The sequence below is a fragment of the uncultured Maribacter sp. genome, assembly GCF_947500985.1.
Taxonomy (GTDB): domain Bacteria; phylum Bacteroidota; class Bacteroidia; order Flavobacteriales; family Flavobacteriaceae; genus Maribacter.
On record NZ_CANMTX010000003.1, the window covers coordinates 1 to 26106 of the forward strand.

Annotated in this window: 19 protein-coding genes and 1 pseudogene; 16 read left to right on the forward strand and 4 right to left on the reverse strand. The window is 35.2% G+C overall.

Annotated elements, in window-relative coordinates:
- Both Q0871_RS06425 and Q0871_RS06430 read right to left on the reverse strand, forming a co-directional pair.
- Positions 1 to 5273: hypothetical protein (locus tag Q0871_RS06425; RefSeq protein WP_299319855.1), on the reverse strand; the 5273-nt coding region annotated here is incomplete at its 3' end.
- A 773-nt stretch (positions 5274 to 6046) separates the two neighbouring features.
- A complete protein-coding gene (locus Q0871_RS06430; protein WP_299319858.1) occupies positions 6047 to 6316 on the reverse strand; it encodes an OmpA family protein in 270 nt (89 codons plus the stop codon).
- Here Q0871_RS06430 and Q0871_RS06435 point away from each other — a divergent pair.
- The 13 genes and pseudogenes from Q0871_RS06435 (at position 6266) to Q0871_RS06495 (ending at position 16360) form a co-directional block, all read left to right on the forward strand.
- Positions 6266 to 6661: a T9SS type B sorting domain-containing protein gene (locus Q0871_RS06435; protein ID WP_299319862.1), complete on the forward strand. Its 396-nt coding sequence runs from the start codon at positions 6266 to 6268 to the stop codon at positions 6659 to 6661. The two genes, Q0871_RS06430 and Q0871_RS06435, sit on opposite strands and share 51 nt — an antisense overlap.
- A 33-nt stretch (positions 6662 to 6694) precedes the next feature.
- Positions 6695 to 7663, forward strand: a pseudogene (locus Q0871_RS06440) (type IX secretion system membrane protein PorP/SprF); the annotation flags it as partial.
- 103 nt (positions 7664 to 7766) lie between these two features.
- Positions 7767 to 8528 (forward strand): DUF4272 domain-containing protein, encoded by a 762-nt coding sequence (locus tag Q0871_RS06445; RefSeq protein ID WP_299319867.1) that lies wholly within the window; start codon positions 7767 to 7769, stop codon positions 8526 to 8528.
- A 58-nt stretch (positions 8529 to 8586) separates the two neighbouring features.
- On the forward strand, positions 8587 to 9306 hold the full coding sequence (locus Q0871_RS06450; protein ID WP_299319870.1) for a hypothetical protein: 720 nt from the start codon (positions 8587 to 8589) through the stop codon (positions 9304 to 9306).
- Positions 9307 to 10179, forward strand: a complete 873-nt coding sequence (locus Q0871_RS06455; RefSeq protein ID WP_299319874.1) for a hypothetical protein — start codon at positions 9307 to 9309, stop codon at positions 10177 to 10179.
- A gap of 155 nt (positions 10180 to 10334) precedes the next feature.
- Positions 10335 to 11309 carry a bile acid:sodium symporter family protein gene (locus tag Q0871_RS06460; RefSeq protein ID WP_299319878.1) on the forward strand — a complete coding sequence of 325 codons (975 nt, stop codon included), beginning with the start codon at positions 10335 to 10337 and terminating at the stop codon, positions 11307 to 11309.
- Positions 11310 to 11352: 43 nt separating this feature from the next.
- Positions 11353 to 11886: a DUF4442 domain-containing protein gene (locus Q0871_RS06465; RefSeq protein ID WP_299319881.1), complete on the forward strand. Its 534-nt coding sequence runs from the start codon at positions 11353 to 11355 to the stop codon at positions 11884 to 11886.
- Between the two features lie 299 nt (positions 11887 to 12185).
- A complete protein-coding gene (locus tag Q0871_RS06470) occupies positions 12186 to 12605 on the forward strand; it encodes a DUF2147 domain-containing protein (protein WP_299319885.1) in 420 nt (139 codons plus the stop codon).
- Between the two features lie 8 nt (positions 12606 to 12613).
- A complete protein-coding gene (locus Q0871_RS06475) occupies positions 12614 to 13537 on the forward strand; it encodes an NAD-dependent epimerase/dehydratase family protein (protein ID WP_299319888.1) in 924 nt (307 codons plus the stop codon).
- 118 nt (positions 13538 to 13655) lie between these two features.
- Positions 13656 to 14234 carry a Crp/Fnr family transcriptional regulator gene (locus tag Q0871_RS06480; RefSeq protein ID WP_299319891.1) on the forward strand — a complete coding sequence of 193 codons (579 nt, stop codon included), beginning with the start codon at positions 13656 to 13658 and terminating at the stop codon, positions 14232 to 14234.
- Between the two features lie 100 nt (positions 14235 to 14334).
- Positions 14335 to 14778, forward strand: coding sequence for a DUF1569 domain-containing protein (locus tag Q0871_RS06485; RefSeq protein ID WP_299319892.1), 444 nt, complete (start codon positions 14335 to 14337; stop codon positions 14776 to 14778).
- A 9-nt stretch (positions 14779 to 14787) separates the two neighbouring features.
- Positions 14788 to 15423, forward strand: coding sequence for a hypothetical protein (locus tag Q0871_RS06490; protein WP_299319895.1), 636 nt, complete (start codon positions 14788 to 14790; stop codon positions 15421 to 15423).
- An 85-nt stretch (positions 15424 to 15508) separates the two neighbouring features.
- Positions 15509 to 16360 (forward strand): hypothetical protein, encoded by an 852-nt coding sequence (locus tag Q0871_RS06495; RefSeq protein WP_299319897.1) that lies wholly within the window; start codon positions 15509 to 15511, stop codon positions 16358 to 16360.
- A gap of 17 nt (positions 16361 to 16377) precedes the next feature.
- On the opposite strand, the gene Q0871_RS06500 is transcribed toward Q0871_RS06495, so the two are convergent.
- Both Q0871_RS06500 and Q0871_RS06505 read right to left on the reverse strand, forming a co-directional pair.
- The gene (locus Q0871_RS06500; RefSeq protein ID WP_299319901.1) at positions 16378 to 18603 is read right to left on the reverse strand and encodes an FUSC family membrane protein; all 2226 of its coding nucleotides are present in this window, start codon (positions 18601 to 18603) and stop codon (positions 16378 to 16380) included.
- A gap of 137 nt (positions 18604 to 18740) precedes the next feature.
- Positions 18741 to 19907, reverse strand: coding sequence for a response regulator (locus Q0871_RS06505; RefSeq protein ID WP_299319904.1), 1167 nt, complete (start codon positions 19905 to 19907; stop codon positions 18741 to 18743).
- A 287-nt stretch (positions 19908 to 20194) separates the two neighbouring features.
- Here Q0871_RS06505 and Q0871_RS06510 point away from each other — a divergent pair, with 287 nt between their 5' ends.
- The 3 genes from Q0871_RS06510 to Q0871_RS06520 are packed head-to-tail and all read left to right on the forward strand — an operon-like array spanning position 20195 to position 26055.
- The gene (locus Q0871_RS06510; RefSeq protein ID WP_299319906.1) at positions 20195 to 23284 is read left to right on the forward strand and encodes a hypothetical protein; all 3090 of its coding nucleotides are present in this window, start codon (positions 20195 to 20197) and stop codon (positions 23282 to 23284) included.
- 1 nt (position 23285) lies between these two features.
- A complete protein-coding gene (locus Q0871_RS06515; protein WP_299319910.1) occupies positions 23286 to 24533 on the forward strand; it encodes a hypothetical protein in 1248 nt (415 codons plus the stop codon).
- Positions 24514 to 26055, forward strand: coding sequence for a glycoside hydrolase family 2 TIM barrel-domain containing protein (locus tag Q0871_RS06520; RefSeq protein ID WP_299319913.1), 1542 nt, complete (start codon positions 24514 to 24516; stop codon positions 26053 to 26055). The genes Q0871_RS06515 and Q0871_RS06520 overlap by 20 nt, the downstream gene beginning before the upstream one ends.
- The last annotated feature ends 51 nt before the right edge of the window (positions 26056 to 26106 follow it).

Here is a 26106-nt window from a genome sequence, read left to right on the forward strand (position 1 = left end):
GGACTACATGGATCTAGAGGATCAACATCGGTATTGTCAGGAACACCATCCCCATCGGTATCTGTATTGTATGGATCTGTACCGTTGGTATCTTCCGTGCCATTGGTTACACCATCTGCATCACAATCTGCTGCTGCCCAAATAGCATTGGTAGCATCGTATCCTGTGTACCCTGCAGCTTGCGTTGGGCTACATGGATCTAGAGGATCAACATCGGTATTGTCAGGAACACCATCCCCATCGGTATCTGTATTATATGGATCGGTACCGTTGGTATCTTCCGTGCCATTGGTTACACCATCTGCATCACAATCTGCTGCTGCCCAAATAGCATTGCTCGCGTCGTAATCTGTATAACCAGCCGCTTGTACGGAATCACATGGATTAAGCGAATCAGTACCATCAATTATTTCTTGACCGTTAGTAATACCGTCGCCATCACAGTCAGCAGCGTTCCATGCAGCGCTTGGTGCTTCAGTTGCACTTGAGATGATATAACTACATAAATCAAGAGGCAGTGTGTTATCAATGTTAACTTCTGTTCCGTCAAGAACACCATCCCCATCAGAATCTGGATTATTAGGATCTGTGCCCGCTGTCGCTTCTTCTGCTTCTGTAAGTCCGTCATTATCACAATCACTTGAACTTAGTGGTGTTCCTCCATTAGATTCACAGTCATTATTAGGGTCTGTACCGTCCAATGCTTCCTGCCCGTCGGAGATACCATCACCATCTGTGTCTGTTAGATTTGGATCAGTTATATTTCCATTTGGATTTGCCGGAGTTAAAGGGTCATCTACACCTGTAGTCTCTTCATCATTTGTCAATCCGTCACCATCACAATCATTTGTGCCTTGTGGTTGCCAATCTGGATCTGAAGAAGGTTCACATGGATCATTTATTGCGGAGTCAAAGATGTCGCATATATTGTCTCCATCCACATCTGAACATGCTGGAATTGCTATAGACAAAACCGCTGTGTCACAAACACTATTATTACAAATTTGGTATACAATGTATACTATGCTCGGATTTTCGCTAGCAACAGCGGTATATGTAATTTCACCAGTGGAATCATTTACTGTGATTACACCTATTGCTGTTGTTTGTTGCGTTTCTGTAGGGGCTGTAGTCCCAGATGGAATAATTGTTATTGTACTACCTATTAAAAAGTCATCATTATTTACTACATTAAAAATTTTAGGTTCTCCTACATTTGCTGATGTATTATCATCAACAGCAGTTGGATTAAAAGGATTAGGGTCTGTTCCGTTACTATTTCCATCCCCATCACAATCTGCTGCAGCCCAAATAGCATAATTATCATCACCGGTAGTTCTTACAGAAGGAACGGTAACATCACAAGGATCAGCTGGATCTGTTCCATTACTAATTTCGGTTCCGTTGGTTTCTCCATCTCCATCACAATCTAGGTTGTTCCAGCTAGTTTCTACATTCGCTGTATTTTGATTTGTACTAAATATACATGGATCTAATGGGTCTGGGTCTGTAGTATCTGGATCTCCATCACCGTCGTCATCTAAATCACAAGCTCCTATTAAACCATCTCCATCAATATCTGTTCCTACTGTAGTTACAGCAGCCACGTTTCCTGTGGTATATGTTGCACTTGATACTAAACCATTTAACAAAATAATTCCGGATCCGTCTGAGACAATAGCAGTATCTGCATTACTGTATTCAAAGCCATCACTATTATCGGCAGTACTATCATCATACGCTTCGTTTGCGTCTGAACATCCATCCGCATCGCTATCTAAATTGAGATAGTCGGGAGTACCACTCGTAGTTTCTATAGGGCTTATCCCTGAACCTGCTGTATCTGGAACACCTGAAGAACTTACAACTCCATCAGCTTCTCCGTTGTTATCAGTATCGATTCCTCCTGCTTCAATTACATCAGATATACCATCATTATCAGCATCTAAATCAATAGTATCAGGAACTTCATCGCCATCAGAATCGCATGCAAACTTATCAGCATCGACGATTAATACTGCAGAAATATCCCAATCATCTTGCAACGCAGAGTAATTAAAACAAATATCCATAGTTGCAGCACCTGACCATGGTATGATAACAGAAACATCTGTTAACGCCCCTGATGTAGTTGAAATTGGAAAACTACTTAAAGAAGCTATCGCGCCGTTACTTGCATTAACTGTGGCATTAGTGCTAGAATTATCCCCAGGATTATAAAAAGTTGTATATGTTGTACCATTAATTTGAAATTCCAACGTTGCAACACCACTATTTACTATAATATTACTAGATCCATTTGTTCTTACTAAGAAGTTGAACTTTACGAAAGATGCAGTAGCTATTGATTGTACATCATTTACTGTGTAACAAATTTGACTATCACTTACGTTGTTTTGATTTCGTGCTTGTGATCCACCGCCTAAAACTGTCCATTCGCTTCCCAGTGACCAATTATTAAAGTTTTGATCAATTTCTGGTAATGAGCATTCAACAGAATCTAATATGCCATCATTATCATCATCTTGATCACAGCCATCTGGTATACCATCATTATCATTATCTTGAGAATCGTCAAATCCATTACAATTATCAGAGGAGTTCGGAATTCCATCACCATCACAATCACTTGTTCCAAGGGGAATTCCTCCGAATGAATCGCAGTCATTTAGTGGATCTGTACCATCTGATACTTCTTGTCCATCAGTTATGCCATCACCATCTGTATCAGCCAAGTCAGGATCTGTACCTGCAGTTATTTCTTCTGCATAGGTTAATCCGTCATTATCACAATCAGCGGTATCTACAGGAACATATAGACTGTCCGCTGAAGGAGAACAAGGGTTTGAAGGGTCCGTATCACAGCCATCTGGAATTCCATCACCATCAGTATCTAATGGTTGCTTGTCATCATTAAGACCATTATCATCTGCATCCGGGCCATTATCAATGGTTCCGTTACCGTCAACATCAGAATCAAACCGATTGTTAACTCCATCACCATCAGTATCGGCTCCGTTATCATTTGTTCCATCTCCGTTAACGTCAATATCAGCACCATCAACAATACCATCACCATCAGTATCACAGTTGCCATCATCAGGATCTAAATGATCAGGTAAACCATCTCCATCGGCATCCGCGGTATTATCTATTGTATCTTCCGAGTCTATAATACCGTCTCCGTCAGAATCGGCAGCACCTGGGTTATTATCAATATCTGAGAAATCATTAATTCCATCACCATCGGAATCTGTTCCGTTATTGGCGATACCATCACCATCAGGATCTATATCAACACCATCTGGAACACCATCACCATCGGTATCTGGGTTATTATTATCAGGATCAATAGCATCTGGTAAACCATCACCATCTGTATCAACAGTATCATCTATTAAGTCATTTTCATCTGTGATTCCATCGCCATCACTATCTGTTGCAGGATCTGCCACATCACCAGGACATGGTGTTGAATCAAATAAATCATTGATACCATCGCCATCACAGTCAGGACCATTATCTAAAGTTCCGTCACCATCAACATCAGCATCTGCACCATCTGGAATACCATCTCCATCTGTATCTATGTTATCATCATTTGGATCACAATCATTCGGTAACCCATCTAGATCATCATCATCAAAAACAAATTCAAATTGACTTGTGAATGACTGGCAAAAAGCCACATCTATTAGCGCAGAGTACGTTCCTGATTCTGTAGGAATAAAAGTGTTTCCTGTTTCACCAGGAATAGCTACGCCATCTTTATACCAGGTTATCCCTGATGGTGGAACTGAGCTTATAACAGAAAGTTCATCATAACAATAGTTTAAATATTGATTAGCCTCTAAATAGGGAGCACTACCAAAGCTAGAAAAATAACCGCCAAATCCTGCATTACCTGAGCCTCCAAATAAACTTACCGCAATGGGATTATTACTACTAACGGAATAGTTACCATCATTATCAATAGGTATTTTATAAGTAACCCATGTAGTACTGTTAGGCACAGCTTTTTCTGTTTCAGTTGTGGCAGTTCCATTAATAAGTAGTGTAGAACCTGCAATAGTGGTAATCATTAAACTTGAAGCTGTATATGAGGTTCCTGCAATTACCCTTGGGCTTGATAGTTCATTAAGTTCAGTATCATTAAAACATGACAAAGGAGGAACGAAGTTTAGACCGTCTGTGTTTGTTGCACCATTAATACCTATTATTGCATGGTGTACATATACTGCAGCTGTAGTTTCAATTAACATGTTTTCGTTGGTTGAAAATTCACTTCCGTCAATTTCTAAAAATGTACCATTGTCTACAGAACCATAATAGGAACCATTAACATTAACCGATGTGCCATTAGCTGTACCTGTTAAGATAACACGTTCAGAAGAGCCTCCGTTACCTTGGATGACTACATATTCTGTGCCTAGTAACTCAATTGGTACTAGTTGATCAATTCCTAAATCTCTACCGCCTGTAGTTGCTATCGCAAATAATGTTCCACCTGTTGTTACAGCGATTGGCGCAGTTGATGTAATATCAGCACCAATAAATCCGGTTCTATTGGCAGTACCTGTATTTGCTCTTACTGCTAAAATATAGGATTCTCCTGCATTTAAGGTGAAATTTAGAGCATCATCTGTAATTGCGCTGGCATCTGTATTACGTTGAATAAGAAGATCTGTATCATAATCCGTAACATCTATAACGGTGCCATCTTGTGTGGCCATTATACTCAAAACAGAATATCCACCCGCAGCATATGTTGTTCGGTTTGGTGGTCCTGCCCATTTAAAATGGGTACCCAAAGCGGATGTACCTTTTGAAGTTAAACTAGCTGCTTGTGAACCTCCATTAACCTTAAAATTAACATAGAAATTTTCACTTGCAGTCAATTTTAGTCCTGAGCCATTGCCATCAATAACGTCACCTAAGTTTGCGGTGAGGGCTGAAGCGTACCCACTAGGAGCAGTACCTAAGCTTAAGACGTATGGAGCTCCATTAGCTATATCATAAGCTCCGGGAGTTCCGTTATTACCAGCTCCAACAGGATTTCCAGCCCCATCTTCAATGAAAACGGTGAATGTTGTAGATGAAGGTGTAGATAAATGAATTTCTTCGTTCCACCAGTTGCCACTTGAATATTCGCTACAATACATTGGTGGTATGTAATGTAGATCACTTAATTGAGCATAAGAACTAGCATATGCAAAGACAAGAAAGGTAAAACTTAAGAGTTTCTTTGTAAATGGTTGGTTTTGGATTTTCATAGTTTTAAGGGGTATGGTCAATGTTATTTTAAAACAATCTTGTTAAATTTTAAAAAAATGCTTTTTCATTCTAAGCTATGTTTTCAACTCAAAAGTAAAACCTCGATGAAATATCATTTTTATTTGTTAATACTTTTAACAAAATTAAGTATTTGAAGAAAAAATTGATATTTTTTGTTGTCGCACACCATAAAAGTTTTGGTCAATAGCAGAAAAGTACCGATGAACGGTAATTAATTTAAGGGATTCAATTTTCATAATGCATTCTTGCAGGGGTTAAATGTGTCTGTGACTTATAATTTTACTCATAAATAAATAATCTCTTTTTACAGGCACTTATAGATCAAGTTGGTTTTGTATATCATTATATAAACAGTTTCATAAATCATAGCTCTCGGTTATTGATAAAATCATTTGTATAAGTTTTAAGCTACACTATAATAGTAATTTTCTTAAAAATAGAACGAAAGATACTTATTAGTTCAACTATTGTTGTCTACCAAGAATAAAATGTTGTGAAATGACGCTTTTTGTATATCAAAATCTTACAAAAACATGCATTTCATCGATAAGAGTAGTAAAATCAACAGTTTATAAAACTTGAATTTTTGTAAGAATTTTGATTTCTATATAATTTAACATCCATCTTATCTTCCATTTTTATCTCAAAAACAGAACAAATCATATACTAGTTTTTATTGCGATTCATTCCACAAAAAAAAAGGGAAGGAGCTATGCTCCTTCCCTTTTCAATATGTATTGGTTTATGTTGGTTATTCTACCACAATAAACTCCGATCGTCTGTTGAGTTGATGGTTCTCTTTGCTACATAGAATATTGTTGCTACAGTTATTGGTAAGCTCCGTTTCGCCGTAACCTTCATATGAGATTCTGTTGCATGGGATACCCGCCGCTATCAAATATTCCGCGGTTGCCTTTGCCCTGTTCGCCGATAAACACATGTTGTACGCATCGTTAGCCCTTGAATCCGTATGCGAGCGTACCTGTACGTTTACGTTCGGGTATTCGTTCAGATATGCCAATACCTTGTTGATACTGATCCTTACATCCTCTCTGATGAAGTACTTATCGAAATCGAAGTAGATCGGTTCTATGTTCAGGTATTCACTGAAGGTATTTCACCGTTTTTTACACCAAACAACGACGGGTATCATGAGACTTGGAATATTGAAGATGTAGATAACACTATTGACTACATATATGTACTGGATCGATTCGGAAAAATCTTAAAACAGATCAGACCTGATTCAGAGGGTTGGGATGGCACTTACAAAGGTAAATCAATGCCAAAAGATGATTATTGGTACGTCATTGTACATGATTCAGGAGAACAGGAAAGAGGACATTTTAGCCTAATTAAAAGATAAAAAAACACGCAAAAATCAACTTATCTTTTATTAGCAGGTATAAATATGTTCTTAGCTCAGTTTTTAGGAGCACAAGGCACATTACCCGTATACTCAGATTACTTGTCAGATAATATTTTTATGGTACACCCAAGTGCCGCTGGTATTGGCATTAGCGCAAAAGTAAGACTGACACACCGTCAACAATGGAATGGAGTTAGTGGTTCACCTGCACTGCAAACAATAAGTATGCATGGCAGTATAGGAAACAACGCTGCTTTAGGCGGATTAATTTTTAATGATAAAAACGGATTTCATTCTCAGGTCGGATTTCAAGGAGCTTATGCCTATCATTTAAATTTTGGAAGTTATGAGGCATTAAACCAACTATCTTTTGGTCTAGCAGCTTCTTATGTTCTAAATAATTTAGATCAACGAACTTTTGTTGATTTTGACCCAATAGTTGCACAGGTAATACGGTCTGAAGCCTATTTCAATGGCGATTTAAGCTTTGCGTATCACAAACTAGATGGTTTTATTTATCTCACTGCCAAAAATATTTTACTCAATACGCGAGAAGTAGAAAACTCGGAATTTAAGTCATTGAATCTTAGAAGATACCTTTTAAATGTTGGCTATTTTTTTGGTCGCGGACAAAACCTTCAATTTGAGCCATCGGCAATGTTTCAATATATAGAAAATACTGGCGAAAGTTTATTGGACATTAACGCCAAAGTGTATCAAACCTTTGGTGACACTGCAAGAGCATGGTTTGCACTATCCTACAGACGAAGCCTAGAAAAAAATGAAGTGAAAAATTTCAATCTAATTACACCCATAGCTGGTATTGAATTTGACCGTTTTTTAATATCATATACTTACTCGAGTGAATTCGGAGGATTGGTTACAGGTAATGGAGGATTTCACCAAATCACATTAGGTGTTAATTTATTTTCAAATAGGCGTTCAAATCGTGGGTACAACTCTAGATATAATACCTTTTTATACAAGTCCAATAATTAACCCATTTGGTTTATCGTAAAAAAAGCCTGGATACTTGTAGCTAACCATGCAACAAAGCATATTCAAATACGTTAGAAAATTAAACTTCAATAACAACAACAATATGGGGATATTCAAAAAACTATTCGGTTCAAAAGATAATGAAGAACCAAAAAAAAAAATTCAAAATAAGCCTTCTTTTAATTCTTATGATGACATTTCTTGGATGACTGACTTAAGAAGAGAAAATCTGGATGTTTGTTTCAAAGCCGGCTTTAAACCTACCATCTCGCTACCAACAGATTTAGGCAGACAATTAAGACCTACTATAGAAATAGCAAATAGACTACATGCCATAAAAGCATTGGTACTATGGTTAATGGTACCTGAAGAAAGTTTACCAAAAGAACACATCTTAAGTTTTATTGAAAACAATGATCTTCAAGATTTCATGACTACAGAAGAAAAATCAATCTTAACGGTATCACGAGATGATGAGCAAGCAAGAAACGCTATAGGTTGGAAATTTGAAAACGCATGGTCTTTGGCTTGGTATTTTGGCTACATGGAACCTGAAATAACAGGAGAAATGATGTCAGGCGACCAAATGCAAGACATTTTAAGTAATTTTACATGTAAATTAGATGGCATCATAGAAGAATGGGTAAAAGACAAAACGACTGTTTCAGAAGAAGATTTGATGCAGAAAGAAGACTTGTTCTATTGCTTGCATAATGCAGTTAGAAGTGGTCAATTAGGTAGTGATACAGTTCCTACAGGTTTTGACCCTATGGGTAATGGTGGTGTTATTCACGAAAGAAGACATTCTTTAACCTATATGGTTTCTAAAGATACCAGCTGGGAAGACACTGATTTGAGTACTTAAAATAGTATCGCCCAACACAAATTAAAGTTTTGAAAACGAGTATTCAACAATACATAAAATGACTATATTTTCTTATCATCTTGTCAAAATACCATTTGCTTTGGCAGTTAAGGGGATATTTACTAACCTAATAGATAAGAAAACAAAAGGTCTAATTCACTCTGAATATATGTCAGCGATGACATTAGGTTCACCCATTATTTCAACTTCTAGATTTCTAATAAACCAGGTTGCTATTTTTGCACAATGGGAAAATGAAGAGGCATTTGAGAACTATCTTAGAAATAAAAAATTCGGTCAAATTTTAAACAAAGGCTGGCACGTTCGTTTATTATTCATGCGCGAATGGGGAAAAATCACCGGATTCAAAATACCTCAAGAGAAAGCAATATTAGAAAACGAATCATCTGCAGTAGTCGCTGTTACCATTGCTAGAATGAAACCCTTGGCAATACCAAGGTTTTTAAAATGGGGAAGACCTGTGGAAAAACTGGTGAGAGACCACCAAGGCACTATATTTTCATTGGCTTCAATTAAATTTCCTAATACAGTTTCGACATTTTCAATCTGGAAAACTGAAAAAGAGATGACCAACATGGTTCATGGACATAGCAATATACCCAAACCAAAAAGACATTCAAATGCCATGAAAGAAAGGGATAGAAAGGACTTTCATTTCGAATTTACCACCTTGCGTTTTAAGCCTATTTCTGAATTTGGCACGTGGAAAGGAAAACAAAATTTTATTCCAACTGAGCAATTAAATAAACCCAGTTAAATGGAATTTGCACCTTTAAAACAAAACATTCAAGATTGGATAACGCAACAATGGGTAATTCTATTTGGTAAAAAAATTAATGCTGCCGAAAACAAATGGTTACTTGGTCCTTTCGGAGAAACGAACGGCATTGGCTTAAAATTCATTCAGCAATTAGCAGAAAAAGAAAACTTGCTACTAGATGACAAACAGGTAGACAAAGGTTTGTTGCAGTCTATAGATCAATTAAACTTACCAGAAAATCAACGTAACAAGTTATCTAAAGACGTCATTGACTTTTACGAAAACACAAGCAATTACGATTTTGACTTGGGAGTAAAATGGAATCCGGTTTTCAAAGTATTTGGAAGATTATTAAAAATCTTATTCAGTAATCGCATTCAGCAGTTAAACATCCCCATGAGTGCCGATAAAAACTCCGAAGCTTTACAAAGTGAAATTATCCATTTAATAGATAGAAAAACCAAACTAGTTAAGCGAACAATATGGCTCAGGACTTTCAAGAAAACTGGTCAAGTAGTGTATTCTGGTGTATATGAACCGTGTACCCTACCGAACGGTAGTGGTTGTATTAAAGCGATTTTTCCTTTGCCCAACGGTAGTGCAACCGTCATATTAAATCCTCTAGTAGGTGATAATGGTGAACTAATTTTAAACTCATCGGGCAAAAAGATTGGAGATAGCGGATTTTACTTTCTACTACACGACACTAAAGGGAATTTATGGACTAAGTTTATAAAATCATTTAAAGATCAACTGGTTGTAAGTTCAGAACATGAACAAATAACTGCAATACAGACTTTAACTTTGTGGAATTTAAGAGTCTTACAATTCACCTATAACATCAAGAAACTACATACAATAAAACGATAATACATTTCTTTAATCACTTCGAATTAATCCTATAAAAAGGCAAGAATTAATACCTGCAACAGAAGGATAATACTAATTTTGTATAAGTACATTCAATTTAGGGAAATCTCTCATTAACCTAAATAAAATTCAGTTATTTGCCCTAAAGAATATTAATGAAATTGAAGATTGATAAGTTTGTTTTTTTTATAATTATAGCAATAGCATTAGCATACCTATTTCCACAATGGGGAACACAGGAAAATAAATTCCCAATAAATGCAATTAGTAGTATAGGCATTTCACTTATTTTCTTTTTTTACGGACTCAAGTTAAGTCCAGAGAAATTAAAACAAGGGCTCAAAAATTGGAAATTACATCTGTTGGTTCAGGGAGCTACTTTTTTACTTTTTCCTTTATTGGTTTTACTGTTACATCCATTCATTCAAAATGAAGAGCAAGAAAAAATTTGGTTAGGCTTCTTTTTTTTAGCTGCATTACCATCTACTGTTTCATCTTCAGTTCTTATGGTTTCATTAGCAAAAGGTAATATACCAGCAGCAATTTTCAACGCCAGTATTTCTGGCATTATAGGCATTGCCCTTACCCCATTATGGATGGGACTATTTGTTAGTGACTTACAAACCGACTTCGATTTTACAGAAATTTATATTAAACTAATTGTACAAATAATAATACCTGTAATAATAGGCCTTCTTTTACATCGCTTTTTTGGTTCTTTTGTACAGAAACATAAAAGCAAAATAACACTGTTCGATAAATCGATAATTTTATTGATTATCTATAAAAGTTTTAGTGAGTCTTTTAAAAAGAATATTTTTAGTACTGTCTCTATAGTAGATTTACTACTCCTATTAATAGGTGTCATATGCTTGTTTTCTATTGTCTTTTATCTCACCAAATTAGTTTCAACAAAACTACAGCTCAATACAGAAGACCAAATTACCGCTCAATTTTGCGGTACAAAAAAATCGTTAGTTCATGGTACCGTTTTCTCTAAAATACTATTTGGCAACATGGCATCTATTGGTATCATATTATTACCGCTCATGTTGTTTCATGCCATACAAATACTAATAATTAGTGTTGTAGCGACAAAATTATCGGTTAGAAAACTAGAAGAACTTTAGAAGTTCAATTAATTTCACTTCCCTTTTTAATTATTAAAAGAATATGTCAGTTTATCAGAAAGTTGAAGCATTAGCATCAAAAGTGTTTAAGAAAAATACCATATTTAGATATGGCTTTAATCTGTCGCCAATGTACAAAAGAAGTACCGCGAAATTAATTGAGGTGTCTGAAGATCTATTGCATGTAAAAATAATTTTACCATTAAGTTACAAGAACAAAAATTATGTGAACTCCATTTTTGGAGGTAGTATGTTTTCTGCGGTAGATCCTATACCAATGATTCAGTTATTAAGCATAATGGGAAACGACTATGTCGTTTGGGATAAATCTGCTGAAATATTCTTTAAAAAACCGGCAAAAGAAAATCTATATGCAGACTTTAATTTTTCTAAGGAAGAGCTTGCAGAAATTAGAGCACAAGTAGCCGAAAAGAAAGAAGTTGATGTTATTAAAACCACGCAGCTCACCAATAAAGAGAAAACCCAAGTGTTTTGTGAGGTTAGAAAAACAATTTACATAGCTAACAAAGCGTATTTTAAAGAGAAGCGTAAGAAAAAACAAGTGGTTAGTGCTTAGTTGTTGGTTGTTGGTTGTTGGTTGTTGGTTGTTGGTTGTTGGTTGTTGGTTGTTGGTTTGGACAGTAAAATATTTTTTACAAAATATTTTACTTACGCTACCTATTATAATCGACTGAAATCGAGTTGCATAAATCTTATAAATTCCTGAAATTTTATTTGAATTTTTAATCCAATAAATTTTCAATGGTTATGAGTATTAGAAGAAATAGTATCTTTATTTTTCACCCTCCTAACTCAAATATTTAGGAACCAAAAGTGGGTAATAAATCAATTAACAATATAAAATAGCGTACAAACATGAAAAATTTATTCTTCATATTACTAATGACAGTAAGCTTTATTAGCTACGGACAAACAATTACAGGTCAATGGGAAACCTTTGATGAGGAAACAAACGAGAAAAAAGCACTCATTGAAATATATAAAACGAACGACACGTATTTCGCCAAAATAGTTAATAGCTATAAAAGTGATGCAGACAAAGTTTGCGATAATTGTAAAGGCTCTAAAAAAGGACAAAAAATAAGAGGTCTAGTAATCATAGAAGATATCAAGAAAGATGGCGATGAATATAACGACGGTACTATTCTAGATCCAGAAAACGGTAAAGAATATAAGTGTTATTTAGAGCTGGAAGAACCTAACAAATTGAAAGTGAGAGGTTATTTAGGCTTTTCGCTTTTAGGAAGAACCCAATACTGGATCAGAAAGCAATAAATAGTTAAATGCAAACTATACTTGGGGCTAACGGTCAAATCGCAATTGAACTAGCGAAAGAATTAAAAAAAAATTACACTTCTAACATTAGGCTCGTAAGTCGAAATCCGAAGAAAGTAAACGATACCGACACGCTTTTTTCTGCCAATTTATTAGACAAGCAAAAAACCGAAGAAGCCGTAAAAGGAAGTGAAATTGTATATATAACGGTTGGTTTACCCATGAACACTAAAATGTGGGTAGACCAATTCCCCATAATGATGCGTAATGTTATCGATGCTTGCAAAAAGCACCATACAAAATTGGTGTTCTTTGATAACACCTATATGTATGCGCAAAATGAAACTCCCCTAACCGAAGAGAGCAAATTTGCTCCAGTGGGACAAAAAGGAAAAGTAAGGGCTGAAATTACTACCATGCTTTTACAGGAAATAAATTCGTCTAATCTAGAAGCAGTTATTTGTAGAGCACCAGAGTTTTATGGTCCTGGCAAAACGCAGAGTATCACCAACGCTATCATTTTTGAGAATATAAAGCAAGGCAAACAATTAAAAGTATTTATTAGCGACGCTACCTTAAGAACTTTAATATGGACACCAGATGCCAGTAAGGCTATGGCTTTAATTGGTAACACACCCGACACCTATAATCAAACCTGGCACCTACCCTGCGATGATTCTCGACTGACCTATAAACAGTTTATTGCTTTAATTTCTGATATTTATGGCAAATCATTTACCTATTCTGTAGTACCTAAAATTGCTTTTAAAATAGGTGGTGTTTTCAAAACACAAATAAAAGAATTACAAGAATTGCTACCAAGGTATAAGAGCGATAACATATTCGTTTCTACCAAGTTTAAAAATAGGTTCCCAGATTTTTCGGTTACCACGTATCAAGAAGGTATTGAGCAAATTAAGAATGGGCAATAGCATATTAAACTGAAAGCCAACAAAATAATATGAGGTAAGTAATTAGTCAGAAGCAAATTATAAGTAGTTTAGAAATAAATTAGTCAGCATTAATTTATTTTAAAAACCACCATTTATAATGCAAACCGAGCACTTCCTAAAAAATATATTCTCTCCTACTACTTTTTCAGAAAGCGAATTGAAAATCATTATTCCAAAATTCAAAAAAGTTAGCTTTCGTAGAAACGACTTTCTCTTAAAAGAAGGTAAAACTGAAAACCACTATTGGTTTATAGAAAGCGGTTTTGCCCGTTCGTTTGTTAATGACACCAAAGGCAACGATATTACTACTGACTTTTATGGGCAAGGCGAAATCGCAATAGATTGGTCATCATTTTTTCTTCGCAACCCTACGAGAGAGAATATTCAGGCATTAACTGATATTGTTTGCTGGCAATTAGACTTTGAGACTTTTCAACAACTGTTTCATAGTATTGAACCCTTTAGAGAGCAGGGTCGTAAGAAATTGGTCGGTTCTTATTTTGCACTTAAAAATCAGCGAGTATCGTTCATTGCAGATGAAGCAAAAGAACGCTATCTAAGATTGGTACAAGAGAAACCTCATATAATAAAAAACATTTCATTACAACATATTGCTACATATTTGGGCATTACCAAGTATTCGTTAAGCCGTATTCGTAAAGAAATAGCATCGTAAAATCTATTTTTGCCATAGGGCAACTTTTTAGTGGAAAGTGCCACATATATTTGTCTTATAACCACGGCTGTTCTAAAGGCAAATAATATAAAACCACTTTATGAAAACAATTTTTGATAAGAACACTAACAGCGAATTAATTGAGCGCATTCAAACTTTGAAAGAATCTGACAATGCGCAATGGGGCAAAATGGACCCATATCAAATGCTAAAACATTGTACGTTGGGCGAAGAATTATTTCAAGGCAAAAAAGAGTACAAAAGACTTTTTATTGGCAGATTATTTGGCGGAATGGCATTGAAGGGAATCATGAAAAACGAGCTTCCAATGAAAAAAAATCAGCCTACGCATCCGGAATTTAAAATATCTGGGACCGGAGATTTCAATAATGAAAAAGAAAAATGGATTGGTTTACTAAACGATTATAAAGGTTATTCAAGCTCTAACTTTATTCATCCGTTCTTCGGAAAAATGACCAATGAGGAAATTGGCATATTTGTATACAAGCATACCAATCACCATTTAAAGCAATTTAATAGATAATTAAATGTTATGCTAGAAGCCGTATTTTTATTTATTACACTACTGACCTTATTCTTGTTTTATATTGGAACAGGAAAAAACTTAAGGGCAGTACTTATTTTTTTTGCTTGGCAGGTAGTAATAGGGCTTTTGTCATTTTTTGAAGTCTTTAAAGAAAAGCCCCTATTGTTCCCATTGGCTATCATTGCCACTACACTACTATCCATTTTGGTGTTTAAAATAATTTCAATTAAAGAGCTAAATACGCGCTATTTAATAGGAATACATATTGTAAGAATCCCAGTAGAATTATGTTTGTACCAACTTTTTATAAAAGGTCAAATTCCCGAAATAATGACTTTTACCGGTTGGAATTTTGATATTTTAATAGGACTCTCTGCACTTGTGATCTTAATTTATCAATTCGTAAAAAAGAAGGATTTAGCACGACCGTATTTTTTATTTTGGAATGTAATTGGACTATTGTTTCTTTCAGTCATTGTCATAATTGCCATATTATCTTCTCCGCTACCAATTCAGCAATTTGCGTTTGATCAGCCAAATATGGCTCTTTTAGAATTCCCCTATAGTTTCTTACCCACGTGTATAGTGCCCATCGTTTTTATTTCTCATTTCCTGGTTATAAAACAACTTAAGCAATTGTAAAACATTAATAATCAGTATTCCTGTTTTAACTTAATCTTTTCATTTTTTAAATAAAGGCGTAGTATTTTTAGCACAAACCCAACCATTGCTGAAACATATAATATTCTTACTTGTAGCAGTATTAGCCTCCTTTTTAGGGTTTGGTCAAGACAATTCTACCCTATTAAAAGGTAAGGTTTCAAGTATTAAAAATGATGTCTCTAACGTATTAATCGTTAATCTCAATTCTAAAGCATCAACCATAACAGACTCCCTAGGTTTATTTTCTATAGAGGTGAAGTTAAAAGACTCTGTACGTATTACTGCCGTACAATACTTGCCAAAAGAAATAGTAATTAGCGAATCTCATATGAATAGTAGTTTAATCACTATTCAACTCATTGATAATATTATTGATTTAAATGAGGTTACCGTTACCCCTTATAATTTAACCGGTGAGATTGACAGAGATATAGATAGGTTACAAATAGAACCCACGGTAACATCATATTCCTTAGGGCTACAAAATGCAGATGTTACCAAAATGACCCAAAGTGAAAGGCTGTTACAAGAGGCTGATAGAGGAAAATATGTAAGTCTACAAATAATGGATGAGTATGGAAGGCTAAATGAAATTTTGAGTTATGTTGGGTTGAGTGTTAAAGTAAATACTCATAAAATCATGAACAAAGTTTCTGGCAGAACTAAATCATTAGAAGAAATGGTAGAGCGCGATGAAAAACTGAATTTAGAAAAAGAAATTATTTATAAATTTTCAAAGCAAACAATAGCAGAAAATTTTGACATACCAGAATCAAACGTAAACGGCTTTCTTACCTATTGCCTTTCTCAACCTGATTTTAATGCATTATCTGACTCAGGAAATATTGCAGAAATTTGGGCTTACCTAGAAGCTAAAAGTGTAGAATTTAAGAGTTCAGATATTTCTAATGAATAGCATAAAACAACTACTTATCACAAACTTGAAGTCAACTTCATCATCGTAGAACTTAAAGAATATAACCAGCGAAATTGTTCCCAAATAAGTTGTTCTTCTTGATGATTTCGTTTTAACGCACTATTATCTTCTGCATTTAAATTCACATTTTCCGATTCAAACTTGGGCAATTGTTTCTCAAACGAACCAACTTCTTCAAAATTCGGCTCATCGCCAGTAGCAACACTATTAGAAAGCGTTTGCATTACTAAACCAAGGTTTTCATCTATCTTAAAAACAATGTTATTAAAACGTTCTGAAGCTTCTGTGGTGGTATGATGCTGAATATAAATACTTAATGATGCCAGAGATGATAAAAAGTTGTGGTTGAGCTCAACCAGCTCATATATTTTATTTAGATTTTTTTGTTTTGAATGTGGATCTTGCGTCATGCGCTGAAATGCCGAGCTTAAGTTCGAAGTTTCTAGAAAAGCACTTTTACGCGCCAATCTATAGCTGGTAGGTACGATACCCTTGTGTCTATAAAAATCTGCAATTTCAGTTAGGTACATTCTGTTTGCCTCTACACTTTTGGTAACATCTTTTTGTATCTCTTGAAAGCTCCAGCTGGGCCATAAAAACAAAAATCCTAAATATGATAATCCTGCACCAACAAGCGTATCTAAAATTCGGTATTGAATTACGGTCATTACATCGGGTTGTAAAATTCCGTAAATGAATACAATACTTAAGGTTACATAAATCGCAGACAATTTGTAGTTTTTCTGTAGCATTGACAGCGCAACAACAAACGAAATCAATGCTAATACTGCATATACATACACATCTTGTACTAAATATACGATACCAGTAGCAATAACTCCACCGATAATAGTACCTATAGTTCGGTCTTTAGATCGTGTTTTTGTAAGACCATAATTAGGTCTCATAATTAATATGATGGTTAAAAGTATCCAATACGGATTCTGGAATGCGAATACATTACCAACCACAAATCCGATCATTAAGGTAACCGCTAAACGTAATGAATGTCGAAATATGGTAGACCTAAAACTAAGGTTTCGCAATAATATTCGCGGACTATAATCTTGAGATATCAAGAAACGTTTTAGAATTTCTTTATCAATAAATTCCTCGGATGCTACATCGTGATCACTAAGCAGCCACTTCATTCTTTTAAGTTTGTCAAATTGCTTTTCTTGATATTCTAACAAATTCTGAAACATAATAAAAGCTTCGTACGCCTTTGCGTCTTTTACCGTACCAAGCTCAGAAATCTTAATTCGTAATTCTTCAAAATGATAAGTTAGCGCATCATGCTTTGGCATTTGACTAGGCTTGTTACCAATTACAGAAATTAATTGCAATTGATTAGCCATCTCAAAAGTCAGGTTTTGAAACAACTTGGTAAATTCTGGATACAATTTAAACTGCACATCCATCTTCGTATAGTTTACCGGATTCGCACCTGCCGTTTCCAGCATTTCTATCAATTGCACCAATACCAAAACCCGCTTACCATTATAGGTAGATCTACCCGAGTTTTTACGAGATAGAATAAGAATTTCACGCAGTGTATCATGTTGTTCTGTAAGTTCACTTTGCAGTAGAAACAACCGCTGCTGCAATTTCTTTCTATTAGATTGTTCATCTATTAGCTGCGCACGTTTCTTTAAAAGTTTACCGGTACGACCTATGGTATCATATAAAATTTCTTCCGTTTGCCCCTTCGGGTTTATTTTATGCCATAATAAAGACAATGCCAAATACCAGAGTCCGCCAAGCCCTACCAACAAAGCATATTCATAAATCTCCAATTTATCTGGAGTATGGGCAAAGCTTAGGATCAAAGCTAAAAGTCCTGAAAAACTAATTAGTGAAGCCCTAAATCCATAAGATGAAATCAAAGAAATTGCAAAACTTGCAACCCCTAAAATAATTAGGGCAAGCCAAGTAGCATAGTGTAAGTACCCGCCAATAAAACTAACGACCATTACTAAAGCAGCCGAAAAAAGTATACCGTAAATTTTATGTTTTTGACTACCGTTTACATCGCTTGGATTACACCAAAAAGCACCAAAACAAATAGCAACACCTATTTCGGTATACCCAGTTAAAATACCAATGGACAAAGGTGTAATAACCGCAACTACGGTAAGTACCGACTTAGAAAAACTAGTACTACCCAAATATTGTAGTAGTTCTTTGAAAGAAACAGAAATGAAATTTTGAATTTTGTTCAACACCTATAGAATCAAGTACAAAGATACACTTTGGTGGTAACACGCATTAACTACATAAAAACAAAAAGCGCTGAGATAATGAAATCTCAGCACCTATAATAAACCTTAAAAAATGTGAATTTAAATTTTAAGTATAATTATCTATAATGAACAGCAATTTTAGCTAGTTGACCTACAATTTTAACCGAGTCCTTCATAGAAAGTTTAGACCCATCGGCATGTATCCATCTTTTTAAAGGTTGTTCGCAAATCATGCTTTTAACAGCTATTTTACCAAAGTACTTTTTCATTCTCATAAACAACTCAACATCAAAAAGCCATTTGGTAACAAATTTCTTACTGAACATTTTAGAGGCAATCTCACGATCCATCACTTTTGCGCCACATTGAGTATCTTTAAAAGGCATACCCAAAATAGTTTGTATAATTAGATTAATGCTCATACTAATTAGTTTACGTGCCGATTCTTTGGTGATATTTGCTCCCATTCTTGCAATACGCGAACCACTTACTATTTTAAAATCTGAAATTTCAATAGTTTTTACCAAATCATCAAAATCTCTAAAATCTGTTGATAGATCGGCATCTAAAAATCCTATATAATCTAACTGTTGGTCTTTTACCAAGTGTAAAATACCTTGGCGAACAGCTTCTGCCTTGCCGCCATTATGTTTACAATTATAAATACTAATGTTATCAGGACTATCTTCTTTTAATTTTCTTAAAACTGACAAGGTATTATCTGTACTGCCATCATTTACAAAGCACAAATGATACCCAAGATTCTTATGTGCAAATTGTTTAAATTCTTCACTTAAAAGTCGCTCTTCCTCATTATAACAGGGTATAACGACACCAATACAATTCTTCTGAAGTATACGTGTATCTGATTTTTTCGCAGCAACTACTCCCTTATTTTCAGGTGCACCGATTATTCTTTTTATTCTAGCAGCCATTTCATCTAGACTTACCGGTTTTTTCAGATAATCGTTTACGCCCAAATCAAAATTTTGCATAATAAGGTTCTCATCTGTATTACCAGACATTACGAGAATTGGCGTATCATTTTTCATGAATAACCGAATATATTTTACTACTTCTGTACCCGTACACGAAACCAATTCTGTACCAGTCATTTCTGGCATATTCATATCAAGTAAAACCAAATCTGGTTTAAATGAATTAAATAGTTGTATTCCCGATTCAATTGAATTGGCAGTTTGCACTTCATATCCTAATTCCGACAATCGTTTTTCAACAGAAAGTAAAATAAGTTTTTGGTCATCAATGGCTAGAATTTTCATGCGGTTGGTTCTCTTTATGTATCGTTTGCATTGACAAATTTACTTACCAAGCTCTAAGATTTTAAATCAAACAAGATGGGTAACAGATTACTGTAGATGAGTGGTTAATAACATTCGATAATAACTCGTTTTTAAAACGTATGGTCTTTCGATTTTCAATATTTGATAATAAAAGAACAGCATATTGTAGGTATTCTATTATTAAAATTTCAACTATTCCCTTTTTATTGTATTGATCATCTCATATATTTAATACCTTTATATAGAATTTGATTCTAATCTAACCTTTGGAAAAAAAAACCAATACCCTCTTAATATTAGCTTTAATCGTAGGGCTTGCTTTTCACGGTTCTGCAATTTTCTTTACGTTAGAATCGACTTACGACGCATTAATTCATTTATTTTTCGCCGATCACTATGCCAATAGTTGGTTTGATCCGTGGGAATATCGCTGGTATACAGGTTTTACCGTACAGTCGTACCCACCGTTAGTACACCAGGTCATTGGAATACTCTCTTACATTGGGGGTTTAAAATTCGGTATGTACACGGTTGCCCTAATTGCAATTGTCTTATTTATTACCGGAGCATATAGGTTTACACTTTTAATGACAGGCAGCCGGCGAATAGCAGGTTACGGTGCGATTATGGCTGTTTTCTCATCTACGTTTGTAGAGACTTTACATATCTTCGGGCAATTACCAAGTATAACTGCATTATCGATATTACTGCATTCAATGACAGAAATATACCTGTATATCAAAACAGGTAAAACACGGTATTTTATTACATCGGCGACTATGCTTGCGGTAACGGTTACATCTCATCATGTAACCCCTCTTTTTGGTATGGTATTTTTTATTGCGCCATTAATGGGAATGGCGGTAATGGATGCTGCTAGAGAAAAGGTAGAATCTTATAAAGAACTAACTTTTAAAGTATTTTGGAGTACTACTTTACAACATTTTTGGCGCATAGCTAAGTTTGGTAGTACTGCAATATTTTTACTCATATTCTGTATTTTCCCTTACTGGTATAATTCTAAAAGAAACCCCATTACCCAAGTGGCCATACCGCATGGGTCACGAGATAATTTTTTGGAAATAACTTCATCGGGCCTCGTATTCTTCATAATTCCATGGGGAGTATTTCTATTTATTCTACCCTATTTTTTTTACAGATATTTTAGTAAAAGGTATGTGTTCTTCGGATTGTCTTTTGCACTATTAACAATTTTAGGAACTGGAGGTACTACCCCTATTCCACGTATGATGTTAGGCGAAATGGCCTTTAATATTCTTACGTTAGATAGGTTCACGTTATGGGCTACTATTATGGCACTCCCCATATTCGCAGAGTTTGCCTACCGGATGGTCGAAGGAGATTTAAAAGTGCTGATTCAAGAAAGATTCGGCGGAGTTTACCATAGGGTCTTAGGCGGATTGATTGCCGGCGGTATGTTATTTATGGTGCTATTTACCATGACTTTGGGGTATTTTAGACCCTCGCAGCCGGCAAAAATAAACATGCTACCCATTGTCAACTTTCTAGGGGCAGATTCGCATGATTCTTGGCGGTATTTACCGCTAGGTTTTGGTGATCAAATGGCATGGCTTTCTGCACAAACAGGCGCAATGACCGTTGATGGAAATTACCACTCTGCACGGCGATTACCCGAATTGACCACCAGAGCGATAGAACGAATTGAAAACTCAAAATTCAGGGGTGTTGAAGGTATTGGATCATTACAGCAATTTTTGACCGTACCCGAAAAATATAATTTAAAGTATATTTTCTCGAACGATAAATTCTACGACCCCATACTCTATTATTGTGGTTGGCAACGGCTACAGCAATTAGAAAATGGTATTATGGTTTGGGAGAAACTGAATGTGACACCCATACCGCAAATAATGCCCAAGCAAGATGTACCTACCATAATGAAAATTATGTGGGGCATCATTCCGCTATCGACAGTAATCATTGCCCTTTTTGTGAATATTCAGATGATATGGGTGCGGCTTTTAAAGTCTAAAAAAGTACCGGTGCATTCTTTTATGAAATTAGAACTACCTTATAATAAGTTCTCTTCAAAACTTTTAACGTTCTCGCATTGGTGGGCATTATTAATATTGATTTGTATGGGTTATGGCATGTACATATTTTACGTAAAAAATGCAACACAATTATCACCGAACAACGTTGTAGAATCTTATTATGATGCCTTAGATTTTAAAGAATTTTCTAGAGCGCATTCATATATAGATCCAGAGCAACATATAGACATAGCCCAGTATATGTTAGAGGTTTCCGTGACCGACGGAATTTTAAGTTCATATGCAAAACTAGATTCGTTGGGTATAGAAATTTATGATGAAACCGAAAATAGCGCAAAAGCGAAGGTCTCAACAAGGTGGATTACACCATTAGAAAATGTATTCAACAACGACCATCATGAACTGGTAAAACGAAAAAATAAGTGGTACGTAAAATCATCAAAAGTTGATAATGATATACCTCCTGATCAACTTTTCACTGCAAACAGCACCACATATTACAACCACGGTAGACGAAAAATTACAACTCAAGAAACCTATCATGAAGATGTATTAAAACAACCCGTTCTAGAAATTTTATCGGCTAAACTGGTAAAATATAAAGGGCAATATAGCATTATAGGCGAGTTACAAAATGTCGACAATACCCCTGCAGATATTGTCATAAAAGCAACTTTGTATAATGATAATAACAAAGAGTTAGCGAATTACAATGCCAAGCATCAAATTAAACACAAGTTGATGCCGAAAGAAACGACCACGTTCAAAATTAACTTTGAAGGTATAGCATGGTCTTCTACCAAAGACACATTACCACCAACTTTTAATCCAGACGAGTTTACTCCAGTAAGTTTCGAAGAACAACCCACAAAATTCAACTTGCAATCTGCAGGTAACACTGCCAATACCGATTTGTATAAGCATGTCGCTTTACAAGATTTAGTGTACACAGAACAAGGTTTCAATGGCGTATTGTTTAATTCGGGTGTACAAGAAGTAACTATACCGCAACTTATAATCTCGTATTACGACGCAGAGGGCAAGTTACTTTGGGTAGATCATAAATTTGTAACCGAAGGGGTACGAATACAGCGTAAACAGTTCTTTAACTACAAACCTTTGGATCTTGATAGTTTAGAAGTTGTAAATAGTAGTTTAGAAAATTGCTTTGTAAACGGTTCGCCTAATAAAGCTATAGCCGATAAATTATTCCCGAATAGAAAATTGGCGCATGGCATGCAGCAAGCACAGCCTTTTAAAGGAAAAGGATATGAGTACATAAAGTTTGAGATTAACAGTTATATCGGTAATCCTAAATAGTATGCGCATTAAAATTTTAATGGTTTTAAGTCTTGTACTACTTGGTTGTTCTAGCAAAAAGAAAGAACTACCAAAGGAAACGAACACCCCAAATACTGCTTTAATTACAACAACAAATACAAGTGTAGCGGGCGAGGCTATTACCCTCGCATTTAATACAGATGTGCCAACTGCCAATTATAAACTACATGTAAAAAATGCGTACGGTAATGTTTTACTGAAACCTGAGATTTCAACAGCTGAAAACATCACTTTTAACATCCCTAAAAACTTTACAAGAATTGCGGGTCCGTTTCGGTGGAGGTTGTTATTACATAGTAAAACCTTACGCAATGGGACGCATGAAATTGCAACGAATGCACCTAAAGCCACCTATGTAGAATCATACTTTGGGCCGCGTAGTGTTACCGCAGGCAAAAATGATTTCTCTATGCTGACCATATCACCTACCGATGCCTATGACAACCCTTTAGATAATGGCACCGAGGTAACGGTTAAATATCAATTTTTAGAGAACATAGAAGAGCTAAAAATAACTACAAAAAACTTTATAGCTTGGTACAATGTAGCATCTACCTTAAAATCAGGGAGAATATTAGTAACATCAGAATGTTACGGTACAACTTCAAAAGAACTGGCAACAATTGTTTATCCTTCGAATGCAGTTAACTTTAACATCAGTAGTTCTAGTGCGCATAACTTTGCAGATGGTAACCAAATTGTAACATTTACATCTGATATTATAAAAGATGAATTTGGGAATATGGTCACCAATGGCACCTTGGTAACCTTTGTTATTAAAAATGAAAACGATTCTTATCTGTATACTATAGGTACCACTATAAACGGTATTGCAGAGGCGAAAACATTACATCCAGATAAAGCCTCTTCGTGGGAAATACAAGCATTTGTAACTGGTGCCGCAGAGAGTAATACTACAGAATTTGAGTTTAAAGCTGCCATAAAAGACTATCCCGTTCATTTCTCAAAAGGAAACAGAAATATAGATATTGGTCCGTTCGAGAGCTTCATGAAACAGCTTATTCCCGACGGGCTCCTATTACAACTAGAGATTTATGATACTGAAGGTAATTTTATAGAATCTAAAATAACAACTACTAAAAGTGGAGTTTGTAATATCTTCTTAGGCGAGTATTTTTTACCAGACGGTGATTATGTTTTTAAAATAACGGCTGCAGGTATCACAAAAGAATTTACAAAAAGTATATATGGCGATACAGTTAAATAAAACATTATACAGAACCGTATTGTTAGTCACCTTTTTGGCTATAAACGGACTTATTCTATACGGAATAGGGGCTGCATGGGCATTTATGAACACCGGTGCAGATAAAACTTCTATGCTGCATTTAGAAGTACCGATGGATGATGTGTATAAACCAAATCTAGAATGGTCAAACTTAGATAACCCAGGGCGCCCAATGGAAGAGCAAGCTTTGGGCGAAATCACCAACGACTATATGAACGCATGGCACGTTCGTAATATCGCATTTAAGAAAAATGACCGTTACGGTATTGAAGATTTTTACACTGATAGCGCAAGAGCAAGACTTTACGATAACATTGACCTCAACAAAAAGAATAATCACTGGTACAAGCGAACAACCTTAAACCATAAATCTGCTTTAGATTTTTATACGGCAGATGGTACCATGGTTGTTTTTAAAGATTATAATGTTGAAGAGTATCAAGAAACGTACGAAGGTGAAACACTTATTCTTAAAGAAAAAGATACCACTAGCTACCAAGTCATGATGCTTTTAGAAGACGGATTTTGGCGTATTAGACACTTAAAAGAAATACCGACACCTGTAGATACTTCTGAAGTTGTAGAACGAAACATAGCGCCAAAACTTGAAAAAATAAAGAACCAGAAAGGGATTAATTACTACCCTAAAGATTCCCCTTGGGATACTTTTGGTAAAAGATTCAATGACAGTATTATCGATCAAGATTTTCAGATCATTCAAGATATGGGTTTAAATACGATTCGTGTATTTCTACAATATGAAGATTTTGGTAAAAACAGGGTTGATGCCAAAAAACTTGCACTTTTAAATACACTCTTAGATAAGGCACAAGACCATGAATTAGATGTTCTAATCACTTTATTTGATTTCTATGGGAATTATGATATTTCTAATTGGACACTCACTCACAGACATGCAGAAGCCATTGTAAATTCTGTTAAAGACCACCCTGCCCTTTTGGGATGGGATATAAAAAATGAACCCGACTTAGATTTTGATTCTCGTGGAGAGAACACTGTCATTCAATGGTTGAATCAAATGATATTGGAAATTAGAAAATGGGATAAAAAAAATCCAATAACCATTGGTTGGTCTACACCAGAAGCGGCATTGAACTTATCAAAAGAAGTAGATTTTATTTCTTTTCATTATTATAAAAAACCTCAATATTTTATAGAATCATATAAGATTCTGCGGTACTTAACACCCAATAAACCTATTGTTTTACAGGAATATGGCGACTCTTCATATGATGGTATGTGGAGCTTATTCTCAGGCTCTGACGAAAAACAAGCAGCATATTATAAAGAAATGCAAGGCTATTTAGAAAAGGAGAACATTCCCTATTTATTTTGGACACTTTATGACTTTGAAAAAGTACCAAGTTCAGTTGCAGGTAGCTTACCCTGGAAAACTAAAAAACAACATTTCTTTGGTTGTATAGATTCTTTAGGAAATAAAAAACCATCATATTTTGAACTGGCTATAAAAAATAAATAACCATTTTTTACTCTAGATACTTCAATAATAGGTTTCGAAAAAAATAGGCAT